Raw genomic sequence first — 14,634 nt, forward strand, 5'->3', positions numbered from 1 at the left:
CACGCGTGCCCCGGACCGGCAGACCCGGTCCGGGGCACGCGCGGGCGCGGGATCAGGCGCCGAGGACCTCGCCGACCAGGGCCCGGGCCTCCTCCTGCACCCGGGCCAGGTGGCCGGTGCCGAGGAAGGACTCGGCGTAGATCTTGTAGACGTCCTCGGTGCCCGAGGGGCGGGCCGCGAACCAGGCGTTGTCGGTGCACACCTTGATGCCGCCGATCGGTGCCCCGTTGCCGGGCGCCTCGGCCAGCACCGCGGTCACCGCCTCGCCGGCCAGCTCGCCCGCGGTGACCTGCCGCGGGGAGAGCCGGGCCAGGCGCGCCTTCTGCTCGCGGTCGGCCGGGGCGTCCACCCGGGCGTAGGCGGGGGCGCCGTGGCGCTCCGTCAGCTCGCGGTAGTAGGCGCTGGGGGTGGCACCGGTGACGGCGGTGATCTCGGAGGCCAGCAGGGCCAGCAGGATGCCGTCCTTGTCGGTGGTCCACACCCCGCCGTCGCGGCGCAGGAACGAGGCGCCGGCCGACTCCTCGCCGCCGAAGGCGATCGAGCCCTCCGCCAGCCCGTCGACGAACCACTTGAAGCCCACCGGCACCTCCACCAGTTCGCGCTTGAGGTCGGCGGCGACCCGGTCCAGCATCGAGGAGGACACCAGCGTCTTGCCGACCGCGGCGTCGGCGGGCCAGTCCGCGCGGTGGCGGTACAGGTAGTCGACGGCCACCGCCAGGTAGTGGTTGGGGTTCATCAGGCCCCCGTCGGGGGTGACGATGCCGTGCCGGTCGGCGTCCGCGTCGTTGCCGGTGGCGATGGCGTACTCGTCGCGGCGCCCGATCAGGGAGGCCATCGCGAACGGCGAGGAGCAGTCCATGCGGATCCTGCCGTCCCAGTCCAGCGTCATGAACCGCCAGGTCGGGTCGGTGACCGGGTTGACCACCGTCAGGTCCAGGCGGTGCGTCTCGGCGATGCGCGCCCAGTACGCCACCGACGCCCCGCCCAGCGGGTCCGCGCCGATGCGCAGCCCCGCCGCGCGCACCGCGTCCAGGTCGAGCACGGCGGGCAGGTCATCGACGTAGGTGCCCAGGTAGTCGTGGCGCCCGGTGGTCGCCGCCGCCAGCGCCCGCGCGTACAGGACGCGCTTGACGCCGCGCAGGCCCTCGCGGATCAGCTCGTTGGCGCGGTCCTGGATCCAGCCGGTCGCCTCCGAGCCGGCCGGGCCGCCGCTGGGCGGGTTGTACTTGAAACCGCCGTCGCGCGGCGGGTTGTGCGAGGGGGTGACCACGATGCCGTCCGCCAGCGCCCGGGGGCTGCGCCGGTTGTGGGCCAGGATCGCGTGCGAGACGGCGGGCGTGGGGGTGTAGCCGTCGGCCGCGTCCAGCAGCACCTGCACGCCGTTGGCCGCCAGCACCTCCACCGCCGTCACCTTCGCCGGCTCCGACAGCGCGTGCGTGTCCGCGCCCAGGAACAGCGGGCCGGCGATGCCCTGCTGCGCCCGGTACTCGCAGATCGCCTGCGTGGTCGCGGCGATGTGGTCCTCGTTGAACGCGGCGTCCAGCGAGGACCCGCGGTGCCCCGAGGTGCCGAACGCCACCCGCTGGCCGACCTCCTGAGGGTCCGGGTTCAGCGCGTAGTACGCCGTCACCAGCCGCGCCACATCCACCAGATCATCCGGCTGCGCCGGCTGCCCGGCCCGTGCGTGTGCCATCCGTCTTCTCCCGCCAACTTCCCAGACGCGTCCTTGCCCGTGCTGACCGATCGTAGCCAGAACGCGACCGTGCCCCGAACCGCGAGGCGGGGCGGGGCACGGCGGGAGCGGGGTTCAGGCCGGCAGCTGCTGGCGGTAGGCGTCCAGAGCGGGGGCGGTGGTGGTGGCGAGGAACTCGGTCACCGTGTACGCGACCAGGCCCTCGCGGGCGAAGGGGTCGGTGCGGGTCAACTCCTCGACCGCGGCGCGGTCCTCGCCCAGCGCGATGATCACCCCGCCCTCGCGCGGCACCTTGCGGCCCGAGGCGAGGAAGGTGCCGGCCTCGTAGTGCCCGTTCAGCCACTCGACGTGCTGCGGCAGCACGGCGTCGATGCGCTCCAGCGGGGCGGTGTACGTCAGCTCAAGTACGAACATGCGACCAGGCTAGCCCCGCACGGCAGGGGCCTCCCGGCCGGGGCCCGCGGCGTGTACCGAGCCCAATCATGCCAGCTCAGCGGCGGGTTGCGGTAGGACGCAGAGCACCCCGGTCGCACCTTGCCGCGCGGCGGGCGCAGCCCGCAGACTCGTCCGCATCCACTCCTTCGGCCACGCGCCGGCCCCCTGCCCGGGGCGGCCGGCGCGCGCGCCGTGCTGCGCACGGGCCCTGCGGCGCCGGAGGCGGTGGGCGGTGGACGCGATGAAGGGGGACGCGATGAAGGGGGACGCGATGAAGGGGGACGCGATGAAGGGGGACGCGATGAAGGGGGACGCGATGAAGGGGGACGTGATGAAGGGGGACGTGCGGATGACGGTGCACAGGGACTTGGTGCTGAGGGCGCGGGTGCGGCTGCTGAGCCACAACGAGAGGATCCTGGACGCCCCGGAGGGGCTGTGGGTGTACCGGACGCTGTTCCCGGTCAGCCCGCGCGTGTACGCCTACAAGCTCGCCCACGTGCTGTGGACGGCGGCCGACTCGCCGCGGGTGGCCCACCTGCCCGAGGCGCGGCGGGCGCTGCTGGAGGAGGCGCGGGCCGCCTGCGCGCACATCCCCGCCGGCGCCCCGGCCCACCAGGTGCGGATGCGGGAGTACGTCGCGGCCGCGCTGGCGGGGCTGGAGCGGGAGCAGCAGGAGGGGCGTGCGGGGAGGTAGGTGGTCGCGGGGTGGTTGCGGTACAACAATCCCTATTTGACGACTGATCGGAGAAGTTCTCGTATGAGCAGTTCAGGTCTGTCCCGCCGCGCACTGATCGCCGGCGCCGGCGCCGCCGTCGTCGGCTGGAACACCGCCGCCCGCGCCTGGGCCGCCGAGCCGGGCGAGAACGTGGACCAACTGCCCGCCCTGGACGGCACGGTGGCCCTGCGGGGCGCCGAGGTGGAACGGTTCTCCTCCGACTTCGGGCACCTGGTCACCGCCTCGCCCCGCGCGGTGCTGCGCCCGGCCTCGGTGCGCGACGTGCAGAAGGTGGTGGCCTTCGCCCGGCGCCACCGCATCCCGGTGGCCGTCAACGGGCAGAGCGGCGACCAGGCGGCCCTCGGCACCGGCGCTCTGGAGTCGCACTCCAGCTACGGCCAGGCCAACCCCCGCGGCGGCATCGCCATCGACGCGCGGGGGCTGTCGCGGATCGTCTCCGTCGAACCGGGGCTGGCCGTGGTGGAGGCGGGCGCCACCTGGGCGCAGCTGACGGACGCGGGCCTGGCGCAGGGCTGGGTGCCGCCGTGCCTGACGGACTACCTGCACCTGTCGGTCGGCGGGACGCTGAGCGTGGGCGGCATCGGCGGGGCGGTGCAGCGGCACGGGCTGCAGGCGGACACCGTGCGGGAGCTCCAGGTGGTCACCGGCACCGGCGAGTTGGTGACGGCCTCGCGCGAGCGCAACCGGGAGCTGTTCGAGGCGGTGCTGGCCGGCGGCGGGCAGGTGGGGATCATCGTGCGGGCCACGCTCGCCCTGGTGCCGGCGCGTGAGCGCGCCACCGTGTTCACCCTGGCCTACGACGACGTGGACGTCTACCGCGCGGACCAGGAGAAGGTGATGGCCGAGGGCCGTTTCGACCTCCAGGTGGGCAACGTGGTGCGCAGCGCGGACGGTTCGCGGTGGCGCTACACGGCGGAGCTGGTGGCCTACGGGGACGCCGGGCGCCCGGTGGACCGGGAGCGGCTGCTGGCGGGGCTGCGCGGGGTGGCGGGCGAGACGTCGGTGGTGGAGCAGGGCTGGCGCGAGTACGCGTTCCGGGTGGACGCGTTCGCGGGCTACCTGCGGGCGGCCGGGTTCTGGGGGCTGCCGAAGCCGTGGCTGAGCCTGTTCCTGCCCGCCTCGACGGCGGGGGTGTTCATGCGGGAGGCGGCCGAGGTGCTGACGGCGCAGGACCTGGGGGCGGGGCTGCTGCTGTTCTACCCGTACGCGCGGGCGCGGGTGGGGGCGCCGCTGGCGGTGCTGCCGCAGGAGCCGGTGGGCTGGCACTTCGACCTGCTGGCGTTCCCGGCGCCGGGGTCGGACACGGCGGCGATGCTGGAGCGCAACCGGCGGCTGTACGACCGGGCGGTGGCGCTGGGCGGCAAGCGCTACCTGATCGGGGCGGTGCCGGGGATGACGGGGGCGGACTGGCGGCGCCACTACGGCGGCCTGTGGGAGCGGGTGGAGCGGGCCAAGCGGCGGTGGGATCCGGCGGGGATCCTGACGCCGGGCCAGGGCATCCACGCCGGCTGAGCCCCGGCCCCGGTCCGCCTGAGCGGCCCCGGTCCGCCTGCGCCCGCGGGCGGACCGGGGCCGCTCAGGTGATCTCCAGCTGGGCCATCATGCCCATCGCGGAGTGGTCCAGCAGGTGGCAGTGGTAGGGGTAGCGGCCGCGGTAGGAGTCGAAGAGGGCCTGGAGGCGCACGCTCTCCCCCGGCAGCAGGCGCACCGTGTCCTTCAGGCCGGACTCCGCCGGGCCGGGCGCGGCGCCGTTGCGCGCCAGCACCCGGAACTGCACCAGGTGCAGGTGGAAGTTGTGCGGCACGTCCTTGTTGGCGTTGACGACCGTCCAGATCTCCGAGGTGCCGAACGCCACCGAGGCGTCCACCCGCGCCGGGTCGTACACCTTGCCGTCGATCAGCCCGAGGGGGGCGGCGCCGGGCTTCTCCTGGTACTCCAGGACCACGGTGCGCTCGCGGGCCGCCGGGCCCAGGGCGGGCAGGGTGCGCAGCAGGGCGGGCACGCGGCTGGGGTCGTCGGCGGCGCGGGTGATGTCGAAGCGCAGGACCTGGCCGACGTGTTCGGCGGGGCCGGGGGGCATGGAGTTGGTGAGGACGACGCTGGAGCCGACCGGGTAGCGGGAGAAGTCGACGACGACGTCGGCGCGCTCCCCGGGGGAGAGGTCGACGGTGTCGGTGACGTGGGGGCGTTCCAGCAGGCCGCCGTCGGAGCCGATCTGGGTGAGGGGGCCGCCGTCGGCCAGGCGCAGGGAGAAGAAGCGCAGGTTGGAGGAGTTGAGCAGGCGCAGCCGGTACTTGCGGGCGGCGACCTCGACCGTGGGCCAGGGGCGGCCGTTGGCGAGGATGGTGGTGCGGTTGAGGGGGTCGTCCATGCGGTAGACGAGGTTGCCGGCCGTGTCGAAGCGGGCGTCGCGCAGGGCGATGGGCAGGTCGTAGCGGCCGGCGGGCAGCGGCAGGGCGGCTTCGGTGGCGTCGGTGATCAGGTAGGTGCCGGCCAGGCCCCGGTAGACGTGCTCGGACTCCAGGTGGTGGGCGTGGTCGTGGAACCACAGGCTCGCGTGGGGCTGGTCGTTGGGGTAGGTGTAGGTGCGGGTGGCGCCGGCGTCCAGGAGGTTCATGGGGCCGCCGTCGGAGGCGGTGGGGACGCGGGCGCCGTGCAGGTGGACGGAGACGGGGTCGTCCAGCAGGTTGGTCTGGCGCACCACGACCGGGCGGCCGGAGCGGGCGCGGATGACGGGGCCGGGGAAGGCGCCGTTGTAGGTGAGGACCTCGGTGCGGTGCCCGGGCAGGATGCGGGCGTAGGACTTGAGCATGGTGACGGCGTAGGTGTCGGCGGCGCCGGCGGTGGAGACGGGGGCGAGCACCGGGGGGACGGGCATGGCGGCGGTGAACTTCGGTGCCAGGGTGGGGCCGGCGTCGGGGCCCGGGTCGGCGGTGTCGGAGGCGGCGGAGCCCGGGTGGGTGTGGGCGGCCGCGGCCGCGGCGGTCTCGACGGAGGCGGCCGGGCGCAGGGTGGTGCGCATGAGCAGGACCCCTCCCCCGGTCGCCAGGGCGGCGCCGATCATCCTGCGTCTGGTCACCATCGCGCGTCCTCCTGCTGCCGGCCCGGTGTGGCGGTGTGCCCGTGCGGCCCCGGCGGGTGGGGCGGGGGCGGGTTCCGGGGGTGATTGCAGCAGCGCGGCCTTGCGCCGGGTTGGGGTCCGGCTGAGGCCCGGTGGACCGCGCGGGGCGGGGCGGGCGGGGGCGGTGCGGTGAGCTGCGGGTGTTGCGGGCCGCTTGCGGCGGGCGGCCACCGTGGCTCGCAGAACACTGGAGGATCCCTCGAAGGGAAGGGCCGGAGCGTGGACCTGCGGTACTGGCTGCCGAGGGCGGCCGAGGTCGCCGAGCAGTGGGGCGAGCGGTTCGGGCCCTTTCGCCCGCACCCCTCGCACCAGGTGGACGACGCGGACTTCGCCGCCGCGTTCGAGCGCTTCGCCAAGCGCCTGGAGCACAACTACCCGTTCTTCCACCCCCGTTACGCCGGGCAGATGGTCAAGCCGCCGCACCCGGCCGCCGTCGTCGGCTACCTGACGGCGATGCGCTTCAACCCCAACAACCACGCCTACGAGGGCGGGCCCGCCACCAACGACATGGAACGCGAGTGCGTCGCCCAGCTCGCCGCCATGTTCGCCCTGCCCCGCCACGTCGGCCACCTCACCAGCAGCGGCACCATCGCCAACCTGGAAGCCCTGTACGTGGCCCGCCAGAGCCACCCCGGGCGCGGCGTCGCCTACAGCGCGCAGGCCCACTACACGCACAGCCGCATGTGCCACGTCCTGGGCATCGAGGGCCACGCGGTGGCCTGCGACGCGGACGGGCGCATGGACGTCGGCGCGCTGGCCGCCCTGCTGGCCGGCGGGCGGGTCGGCACGGTGGTCGTCACCGCCGGCACCACCGGGCTCGGCGCCGTCGACCCCGTGCACGAGGTGCTGGCCCTGGCCCGCCGCCACGGGGTGCGGGTGCACGTGGACGCCGCCTACGGCGGGTTCTTCGCCCTGCTGGCCACCGACGACGCCCAGGCCGCCGCCCTCGGACTGGACCCGGCGCCGTGGCGGGCCATCGCCGGCTGCGACTCCGTCACCGTCGACCCGCACAAGCACGGCCTCCAGCCCTACGGCTGCGGCGCGGTACTGTTCGCCGACCCCGACATCGGCCGGCACTTCGCCCACGACTCCCCCTACACCTACTTCACCGACGCCGAACTGCACCTGGGCGAGATCAGCCTGGAATGCTCGCGCGCCGGCGCCGCGGCCGCCGCCCTGTGGCTGACCCTGCAACTGCTGCCGCTCACCCCCCAGGGCCTGGGCGCCGTCCTGGCCGGCGGGCGGCGCGCGGCCCTGGCCTGGGCGGATCTGATCGAGGACAGCCCGCACCTGACCCTCCACCAGCGCCCGCAACTGGACATCGTCACCTACCACCCCGCCCCGGGTGGGGCGCCGATGTCCGCCGTCGACGCCGCCAGCCGGCGCGTGCTGCGCCAGGGCATGGCCGACGAGCACGACCCGCTCTACCTGAGCCTGCTGCGGGTGGACGCCGCCGACTTCACCCGCCGCCACCCGGCGGCCGCGGCGGACGCCGACGGGGCCTCGGTGCTGCGCAGCGTCCTGATCAAGCCCGAGGCCGAGGACCACCTGCCCGACCTGCACGCGCGCCTGACCGCGCTCGCCACCGCCCGGCCCTGACCCGCCCGACCCGCACCGCCGACCGGCCCGCACCGCCGTACGACCGGGCCCGTACGACCGGGCCCCGTACGACCGGGCCCCGTACGACCGCCCCGCCGTCCCGCCGTCCGCCTCTGTCTGCCGAGGAGTGTGTCCGTTGACCACCGCCACCGTCCCGCCGGGCGCCGCCCTCGCGGCCCCCGCGGTCCGCCCCGCCCGACCGGAGGAGGCCCCCGCCCTCGCCCGGGTGCTCGCCGCCGCCTTCCACGACGACCCGCTCACCCGCTGGGCCTTCCCCGACGACGCCCACCGCGCCCGCATCCTGCCCGCCTTCTTCCGCGTCCACGTCGACCAGTGCCTGGCCCACGGCGGCGCCCTGACCGCCCAGCACCCCGACGACCACGCCCCCGTGGGCGCGCTGCTCTTCCTGCCCCCCGGCGTGTGGGAACACCCCGGCCACCACGACCAGGACGCCGCCCGCGCCCTGGACACCGCCGTCGACGCCGCCGCCCACCCCGAATCCGCCCGCCGCCTGGCCGCCATCACCCGCCTCCAGGCCCGCCGCCACCCCCGCCACCGCCCCCACCACTACCTGGCGTTCGTCGGCGCCCACCCCGACGCCCGCCACACCGGCACCGGCACCGCCCTGCTGCGCGCCTTCCTGGACCGCGTCGACCACGACGGCCAGGCCGCCTACGCCGAGACCAGCTCCCCCGGCGGCGCCCGGGTCTGCGGCGCCGGCGGCTTCACCCGCTTCGGCGAGGCCATCGCCCTGCCCGCCGGCGGCCCCCGCCTGACCCCCGTGTGGCGGGGCCCCCGATGACCACCCACACCCTCGACATCGACACCGCGCTGCGCATCGACACCGCGCTGCGCGTCTACTCCGCCGAGCAGATCGACGCCGGCGCCGCCGACCACCACCCCGAGGCCGCCGAGATCCTCGCCTGGAGCCGGCGCTTCCTCACCACCGCCCACCCCGACCTCGGGCGCAGCGGCCCCGTCTGCCCCTACACCCAGCCCTCGCTGCGCCGCGGCCTGTTCCACATCGCCGTCGCCGACACCGGCGCGGGCGGCGACCTGCCCGCGCTGGTCGGCGAGCTGCGCGCCTGGTACGACCGGCTGCTGGCCGGCCTGACGGAGGAGTCGGACCGGGAGCTGCTGACCGTGCTGCTGGTGCTGCCCGGCCTGGACCGGGCCGACTCCACCGCCCTGGACGAGGCGCAGCGCAAGGCCAAGGACGAGTTCGTCGAACAGGGCCTGATGATCGGCCAGTTCCACCCCGTCTGCGAGGAGGGCGGCCTGTGGAACCGCTCCTTCCGGCCGCTGCGCGCCCCGGTGCCGCTGCTGGCGGTGCGCAAGCTCCTCGTCTTCGACCTGCCCTTCCTCGTCGACGACGAGACCCACCTGGCCCACTACCTGGCCCGCTTCGCCCCCCAGGTCCCGGCCCGCATCCGCGACCAGCTGGTCTCCGGCATGACGGAGCACCGCAGGACCGCCCGCCTGACCGCCGCCTGAGCCGCGGCCCCCCTGCGCGCGGAGCCGGGTCGGCGCCCGGCTCCGCGCGCGCCCTACCGGGGAAAATCGCTGGCGGCGGTGGCGCCCGGCGTGAAGGCTCTCACCGTGGCGCTTCACGAGAACGAGGTCTTCGCGGACCAGGCGGTCGTCCGCTCCCTGCTCCGGGAGCAGCGGCCGCAATGGGCCGACCTGTCCGTCTCGCCGGCCGGCTCGGGCACGGACAACACGATGTACCGGCTCGGCGACGACCTGCTCGTGCGGCTGCCGCGCACGGCGCAGAGCGCGGACTCCGTGCGCAAGGAGTTGACCTGGCTGCCGCGGCTGGCGCCGCACCTTCCGTGCCGCGTCCCGGAGCCGGTGCACGCCGGGGCCCCGAGCGCCGTGTTCCCGCTCGCCTGGTCGGTGTACCGCTGGATCGACGGCGAGGAGCCCGGCCCGGGGTCGGTCACCGACTGGCCCGCCTTCGGGGCCGACCTGGCGGCGGTCGTCAAGGGCCTGCACTGCGTCCCGCTCATGGGGGCCGTCCGCCACGGCGCGCTCGACTGGTACCGCGGGGGCGACCTGCGCGACAGCGACGAGTCGATCACCGCATGCTTCGAGAAGTGCCGGACGATCCCGGGCCTGGACCTCGACATCGAGCACCTGCTGCACCTGTGGCGCAGCGCGCTCGACCTGCCCGGGCCGTCCGGGCGCCAGGTGTGGCTGCACGGCGACCTGAAACCCTCCAACCTGCTGGTCCGGCAGGGCGGGCTGCACGCGGTCATCGACTTCGGATGCCTGTCGGTCGGCTTTCCCGACGCCGAGCACGCCACGGTGTGGGACCTTCCGTCCCCGGCCCGCCAGGCGTACTGGGACGCCCTCGGCCTCGACGACGTGACGTGGCTGCGGGCCCGGGCGTGGGCGGTCGGCGTCGGGGTCGGCGGGCTGTCGTACTACTGGGGCACCTATCCCGGTTTCGTCGGCGAATGCCTGGCCCGGCTGTCCGCGATCCTGGAGGCCGCCGGCGCGCGGTGAGCCGTCCCGGCCGGTCGGGACGGGTTCACCGCGCGCGTCGGTCGCCGACTCGGATGCGCCGGGACGGCGGACCTCAGGTCGCGCGCTGTCCGTGGAGGAGGACGGGCAGCGCGCGGCCCGCCAACGCCTCGCTGACGCGGGCGGCCTGGGAGGGCGCCATGACGTCGGGGAGCCGGCGGACGGGGACGAAGCGGGCGCCGAACAGGCCGCTCCGGTGCTGCGGCGGGACGGTGAGGCGGACGTCGTCGCGCACGGTGCCGCCGTCGAAGACCAGGTTGAGGCGCTCCAGGTGGCGGTCGGCCGGGGTGAAGTCGACCGCGAGGACATCGGCGAGGCGCAGGTTGAGGCCGGTCTCCGCGCGCAGGTTGCGGGCGGCGGCGAGGTGCGGGGGCTCGTTGGGCTGGGCGGCGCCGCCCGGGAGGATCAGGCCGTCCATGTAGTCCGGGTCGACGAGGAGGATGTCGCCGCGCGGGTTGCGCACGAGGACGAGGCAGCCGAGCCGGCACACCGGCGGCTTGGCGAGCAGACGGGGGTCTTGCATCGGGCGGTTCACCTTCTGAGGGCGGCGAGGAGCAGGAGGGAGAAGCCGGCCCACCAGAGCAGGCGGGCGAGGAGTTCAGTCGTCATGCGTCAGGCGCTCGTAGCGCAGCCCCTTGCGGAGCAGGTCGACGACCCGCAGGAGCGCGGACGGGCGGGCGCAGCCGAGGCTGATCAGGTAGCAGCCCGTCCTGCGGCCGTGCTCCCAGTCCACCTCAACGGACGGCAACTTCACCCCGCCCAGGGCGAGGACGGTCGTCAGGTCGTCGAGGACGTCGGCCGCCTGGCGCCGCTGGTCGGCGGTCACGCGGGAGAGCATCGAGGACACGCTCACTCCCCCGGCCGCTTGTGGACCTCGAAGACGCGCCAGGTACTCCAGGCGTCGGAGAAGGAGCCGAACCCGCTGAGCTCACCGTCCGGTTGGCGCAGCCACTCCCGGGTGACCTCGTTGCGGACCCGGTAGCACCGGGCCTCCGGGTCCCAGCGGACGCCGTAGCCGTGGAGGCGGGGCACTTGGACATCGCCCATGGGAATAACCTTCCGCGATCAGTGTTTCACGTTCTGTGCACATGGTGGCCCGGCGTCGCCTAGCATCGGAAGCGGAATGCGACTTGCCGTCAGGCCTGCCGTGAGTTGGGGGTTTCCATGAACAAGAAGACCATCGACCCGACCTCGTCCCCCTGGGCTGCCTTCGGAGTTCAACTCCGCAGGTCACGCGAGGCAGCTGGGCTCACCCAGGTCCAGCTGGCGAAGAAGGTCGGGTGCACCGCATCGCACCTCTCCTACGTCGAACTTGCGCACCGGCCGCCGAGCCTGAAGTTGGCGGAGCTGGCCGACGAGGAGCTCAAGACCGGTGGCACGCTGGTGCTGATGTACTGGCAGCTCAAGCACGCGGCAGTCCTGGAAGGCTTCCCGGAATACGCCAACTACGAGGCCCTCGCGGAGCAGATCAGGATCTTCGAGATCGACGTCATCCCGGGGCTCCTCCAGACCCCGGCGTATGCGACCGCGATCGAGGTGGGTTGCGCCAAGCAAGGAAGTGCAACCCTAGAACTGGCCGAGGAACGTATCCAGTTCAGGCTCGCCCGACAGAAAGTCATGGAGCGAACGCCTCCCCCGCTCGTGCACGCGGTGCTGGACGAGAGCTGCCTCAAGCGCTTCGTCGGCGGGCGGGAAACCATGGTCGAACAGTTGCTCCACCTTGAACAATTGGCCGATCAATCCGGCGTGGTCATCCAGGTGGCGCCGTTCTCCCTCGGCGAGAGCCGACCGTTCACTCGCGTGGTGCACCTCCTTACCATGCCGAACCGCAAAGTTCTCAGCTACGGCGAGATTGAGCAGCGCGGCTACATCGAAAGGGATATCCACTCCGTTGCCGCACTGACCACGAGCTACGATCGGCTTGCGGTCGAGGCCCTTGGCCAGGCCGAATCGCTAGCTTTCATCCGCGCGGCAAGGAGGGACCTGGAGTGGATGTCGACCTGACCGACGCTTCCTGGCGGAAGAGTTCATACAGCGGCGGAGGCGGCGGCGCGTGCATCGAGGTCGCCGACGGCTTCACCGATGTGCAGCCCGTCCGCGACTCCAAGGATCCGAGCGGGCCTGCCCTCCTCTTCTCCTCTACCGCCTGGCAGGCCTTCGTCACCGCCGTCCGCACCGGCGAACTCGACGCCCGGTAGCAGCAACTCCCGGCCCCACTTCCCGCCGTCCGCTGCGCAACGGCGTTCGCCCCGGTACCGGCGGGTGCCGGTACCGGGGCGAACGGGTGAGTGGCGTTCGGGTCAGCAGGTCCCGGCCGGGCGGTCGCGGACCACGAGGTCGTTGCGCCCGGCGGTGGCGTCCAGCCAGAGCACCCGGGTGCCCTGGTCGGCCACGGGCAGGTACTGGCCGCCCCGGTTGCAGGAGACCCGCACCGGGGTGCCGCCGGTAAGCGGCAGCTGGTACAGCTTGGGCAGCGTGGCGTTCGACCAGCCGCCGTTCGGCCGGGGGCTGCGCTGCATGAAGGTGACGGCCTGGTCGGTGGCGGTGAACCCCCGCTCCGCCGGGGTGTACGGCGAGTCGGCGGGCAGCAGGTCGCGCACGCCGGAGCCGTCCACGGCGCCGGAGCGCAGAGCAGCCGGGCGGGTGCCGTCGGCCGGGCCCGCCAGCCAGAGCAGCTGGTCGCCCGCGAACAGCGGGAAGTTGAGGAGCGGCAGGGTGCTGCTCTTCGGGGTGCTCACCGGGTACTGGGCGGTGACCTTGCCGGTGGCGGTCGAGAAGACCGTCGGCGCCTGGACGGTGGCCCCGTCCGCCGTCCAGGACTCGATCCAGCCGAGCAGGCCGTCCTTGAACGCGAGGGACGTGAGGTTGTGGCCCTCGGGCAGTGGCAGTTCCACGAACGGGCCGCCGTCGTGGGAGAGACGGACCCGGGTGCGCCAGGTGCTGCTGCTCACGTCGTCGGTCACCGTGAAGGCGATGTCCCCGCCGGACATCCGGACGTCGGCGATCGCCTGGTCGGCGCTGTGGAACAGCACCCGCACCGGGCCGCCGGACAGCGGGCTGGTCAGCACCTCCGTCGCCCAGGCGCCGGTGGCGTCGGGCCCGACCGCCAACCAGACGGCGGACTTGCCGTCGGTGGCCGCCCAGCCGTGGATCCGTCCGTCGTCCGGGCTGAGCCGGGTCGGGGTGCCGGAGGCGGTGGTGGAGCCGGTGTACAGGGCGATCCCGCCCTTGCCGTCCGCCGGGGTGTCGCCCATCACCCAGTGGCCGCCGCCGGTGGCCGGGCCGGTCGGGCCGGTGGCGCCGCGCAGCAGCGGGCGGCTGTCCGTCCCGAGCCGGCTCTGCCAGCCGGCCTTGATCCCGTGCGCGTCGAACGCGGCCGCCACCTTGCGCAGTTCGGCCCCGCTGAGCTTGAGCGCCCGGCCGGCGGCGAGCACCGCGTTGCGCCCGGCCACGAAGTCGTCCAGCGGGGTGAGGTACTCGGCCATCGCCCGGTAGACCAGGCGGTCGGCGGTGAGCGGGTCGAGGGTGCGCCGGATGTCCCACAGCGCGCCGCTGAAGATGGTGGAGTTGGCGTGCACGCCGCCGTTGTCCAGCTCGCGCCCGGCACCGAGGTAGTCGTCCACGGTGGTGCGGTGGTCGTCCAGGCGGCGGATCGCACAGTCCTCGGGGGTGCCGGTGCGGCACAGGCTCTCGCCCATCAGCGGGGCCGTCGGGTCGTCCATCTTCACGCCGCGCGTGGTCACCTCGACGGCGTTGCCGAAGTAGTCGGCGAGCCCCTCGTTCATCGCGCCGGACTGACCGGCGTTGAGCAGGTTGGCGGTGTGCGAGATGACGCCGTGGGTCATCTCGTGCCCGGCCACGTCCAGTGCCGCGGAGAACGGGAAGAACCTGGCGTCGCCGTTGCCGTAGAGCATCTTCTGCCCGTCCCAGGCGGCGTTGGAGTAGGGCTTGCCGTTGGCGGTCAGGTTCACCACGGAGACGATCGGGCCGCCCTTGCCGTCCAGGCCGTCGCGGCCGAGCCGGTCGTGGTAGAAGCCGTACACGGCGGCGGCGTTGAGGTGGGCGTCGGTGGCGCCGCTGGTGCCGGTGGCGGCCGGGAAGTCCGGGCCCGGGGAGGCGACGGGGAGACTGCCGCCGGGTATCTGACCGAGGAAGTCGTTGAAGTCCCGCCCGGTCGCGTCGTAGGTGGCGATCCCACCGGAGCGGGTGGAGTCGACGAGCTGGTAACTCCCGTCCGGCTGGCGGGAGATGTTCACCGGCACGGTACGGCCGTGCAGGTCGGGGGCGGTGCCGACGGCGGGTTCCGCGGCGGCCCCGGCGACCCCGGCGGCGGCCACGGCGTTCGCGGCACCTGCGGCAGGCGCGGCAGCCGCGTCGCCCGTGCCGCCGACCTGGTACGGGGCCGGGGCGTCGTGGGCGAGGGCGACCGCCCCGGAGGTGGCGTCCACGTAGACCTCGTGCACCAGCGGCCCTTCGGCCGCCGGATCGGCGGCGGTGTGCACGGTGTAGTGCCGGGCGAGCCGG

Annotated in this window: 15 protein-coding genes; 8 read left to right on the forward strand and 7 right to left on the reverse strand. The window is 74.2% G+C overall.

All coding sequences use genetic code 11. The features are described 5' to 3' along the window. Window positions 1-52: 52 nt before the first annotated feature. Both pgm and ACIPLC_RS31825 read right to left on the reverse strand, forming a co-directional pair. Window positions 53-1,693, reverse strand: coding sequence for a phosphoglucomutase (alpha-D-glucose-1,6-bisphosphate-dependent) (gene pgm / locus ACIPLC_RS31820; RefSeq protein ID WP_400476491.1), 1,641 nt, complete (start codon window positions 1,691-1,693; stop codon window positions 53-55). Window positions 1,694-1,807: 114 nt separating this feature from the next. Further along, window positions 1,808-2,107, reverse strand: coding sequence for a YciI family protein (locus tag ACIPLC_RS31825; RefSeq protein ID WP_400476492.1), 300 nt, complete (start codon window positions 2,105-2,107; stop codon window positions 1,808-1,810). 262 nt (window positions 2,108-2,369) lie between these two features. Here ACIPLC_RS31825 and ACIPLC_RS31830 point away from each other — a divergent pair, with 262 nt between their 5' ends. Then, entirely contained in the window at window positions 2,370-2,822 is a 453-nt protein-coding gene (locus tag ACIPLC_RS31830) for a pentapeptide MXKDX repeat protein (protein ID WP_400476507.1), read from the forward strand. Between the two features lie 63 nt (window positions 2,823-2,885). Beyond that, entirely contained in the window at window positions 2,886-4,376 is a 1,491-nt protein-coding gene (locus tag ACIPLC_RS31835; protein ID WP_400476493.1) for an FAD-binding protein, read from the forward strand. A gap of 64 nt (window positions 4,377-4,440) precedes the next feature. On the opposite strand, the gene ACIPLC_RS31840 is transcribed toward ACIPLC_RS31835, so the two are convergent. Then, on the reverse strand, window positions 4,441-5,946 hold the full coding sequence (locus tag ACIPLC_RS31840) for a multicopper oxidase family protein (RefSeq protein ID WP_400476494.1): 1,506 nt from the start codon (window positions 5,944-5,946) through the stop codon (window positions 4,441-4,443). Between the two features lie 258 nt (window positions 5,947-6,204). Between ACIPLC_RS31840 and ACIPLC_RS31845 the strand changes: the two genes are divergently transcribed. The 4 genes from ACIPLC_RS31845 (at window position 6,205) to ACIPLC_RS31860 (ending at window position 10,092) form a co-directional block, all read left to right on the forward strand. Further along, window positions 6,205-7,584 (forward strand): pyridoxal phosphate-dependent decarboxylase family protein, encoded by a 1,380-nt coding sequence (locus tag ACIPLC_RS31845; RefSeq protein WP_400476495.1) that lies wholly within the window; start codon window positions 6,205-6,207, stop codon window positions 7,582-7,584. Between the two features lie 136 nt (window positions 7,585-7,720). Beyond that, window positions 7,721-8,386, forward strand: coding sequence for a hypothetical protein (locus tag ACIPLC_RS31850; RefSeq protein WP_400476496.1), 666 nt, complete (start codon window positions 7,721-7,723; stop codon window positions 8,384-8,386). After that, window positions 8,383-9,078, forward strand: coding sequence for a DUF6875 domain-containing protein (locus ACIPLC_RS31855; protein WP_400476497.1), 696 nt, complete (start codon window positions 8,383-8,385; stop codon window positions 9,076-9,078). The genes ACIPLC_RS31850 and ACIPLC_RS31855 overlap by 4 nt, the downstream gene beginning before the upstream one ends. Window positions 9,079-9,183: 105 nt before the next feature. Further along, the gene (locus tag ACIPLC_RS31860; protein WP_400476498.1) at window positions 9,184-10,092 is read left to right on the forward strand and encodes an aminoglycoside phosphotransferase family protein; all 909 of its coding nucleotides are present in this window, start codon (window positions 9,184-9,186) and stop codon (window positions 10,090-10,092) included. 73 nt (window positions 10,093-10,165) lie between these two features. Here ACIPLC_RS31860 and ACIPLC_RS31865 read toward each other — a convergent pair whose 3' ends face one another. The 3 genes from ACIPLC_RS31865 to ACIPLC_RS31875 form a co-directional block, all read right to left on the reverse strand. After that, window positions 10,166-10,633, reverse strand: a complete 468-nt coding sequence (locus ACIPLC_RS31865; protein WP_400476499.1) for an NUDIX domain-containing protein — start codon at window positions 10,631-10,633, stop codon at window positions 10,166-10,168. Window positions 10,634-10,708: 75 nt separating this feature from the next. Next, on the reverse strand, window positions 10,709-10,948 hold the full coding sequence (locus ACIPLC_RS31870) for a hypothetical protein (protein WP_400476500.1): 240 nt from the start codon (window positions 10,946-10,948) through the stop codon (window positions 10,709-10,711). 11 nt (window positions 10,949-10,959) lie between these two features. Then, complete coding sequence (locus tag ACIPLC_RS31875) at window positions 10,960-11,157, reverse strand: hypothetical protein (RefSeq protein ID WP_400476501.1); 198 nt, start codon at window positions 11,155-11,157, stop codon at window positions 10,960-10,962. A gap of 117 nt (window positions 11,158-11,274) precedes the next feature. On the opposite strand from ACIPLC_RS31875, the gene ACIPLC_RS31880 reads away from it, so the two are divergent. Together ACIPLC_RS31880 and ACIPLC_RS31885 are read left to right on the forward strand one after the other, a co-directional pair. Continuing rightward, window positions 11,275-12,114, forward strand: coding sequence for a Scr1 family TA system antitoxin-like transcriptional regulator (locus tag ACIPLC_RS31880; RefSeq protein WP_400476502.1), 840 nt, complete (start codon window positions 11,275-11,277; stop codon window positions 12,112-12,114). Beyond that, a complete protein-coding gene (locus ACIPLC_RS31885) occupies window positions 12,099-12,308 on the forward strand; it encodes a DUF397 domain-containing protein (RefSeq protein ID WP_400476503.1) in 210 nt (69 codons plus the stop codon). Before ACIPLC_RS31880 ends, ACIPLC_RS31885 begins: the two co-directional genes overlap by 16 nt. A gap of 102 nt (window positions 12,309-12,410) precedes the next feature. Here the strand turns inward: ACIPLC_RS31885 and ACIPLC_RS31890 are convergent. Beyond that, window positions 12,411-14,634, reverse strand: a 2,224-nt coding sequence (locus tag ACIPLC_RS31890) for a M4 family metallopeptidase (RefSeq protein WP_400476504.1), incomplete at its 5' end; no start/stop codon positions are given.

Source organism: Kitasatospora sp. NPDC086801 (genome assembly GCF_044745805.1).
In the GTDB taxonomy this organism is placed as follows: Bacteria; Actinomycetota; Actinomycetes; order Streptomycetales; family Streptomycetaceae; genus Kitasatospora.

Bases quoted from the DNA above. Each gene is read 5' to 3' on its own strand.
- ACIPLC_RS31830 (WP_400476507.1), top strand. From the start codon at position 2,370: ATGAAGGGGGACGCGATGAAGGGGGACGCGATGAAGGGGGACGCGATG.
- ACIPLC_RS31870 (WP_400476500.1), bottom strand. From the start codon at position 10,948: ATGCTCTCCCGCGTGACCGCCGACCAGCGGCGCCAGGCGGCCGACGTC.
- ACIPLC_RS31865 (WP_400476499.1), bottom strand. From the start codon at position 10,633: ATGCAAGACCCCCGTCTGCTCGCCAAGCCGCCGGTGTGCCGGCTCGGC.
- ACIPLC_RS31880 (WP_400476502.1), top strand. From the start codon at position 11,275: ATGAACAAGAAGACCATCGACCCGACCTCGTCCCCCTGGGCTGCCTTC.
- ACIPLC_RS31835 (WP_400476493.1), top strand. From the start codon at position 2,886: ATGAGCAGTTCAGGTCTGTCCCGCCGCGCACTGATCGCCGGCGCCGGC.
- ACIPLC_RS31840 (WP_400476494.1), bottom strand. From the start codon at position 5,946: ATGGTGACCAGACGCAGGATGATCGGCGCCGCCCTGGCGACCGGGGGA.
- pgm (WP_400476491.1), bottom strand. From the start codon at position 1,693: ATGGCACACGCACGGGCCGGGCAGCCGGCGCAGCCGGATGATCTGGTG.
- ACIPLC_RS31855 (WP_400476497.1), top strand. From the start codon at position 8,383: ATGACCACCCACACCCTCGACATCGACACCGCGCTGCGCATCGACACC.
- ACIPLC_RS31825 (WP_400476492.1), bottom strand. From the start codon at position 2,107: ATGTTCGTACTTGAGCTGACGTACACCGCCCCGCTGGAGCGCATCGAC.
- ACIPLC_RS31875 (WP_400476501.1), bottom strand. From the start codon at position 11,157: ATGGGCGATGTCCAAGTGCCCCGCCTCCACGGCTACGGCGTCCGCTGG.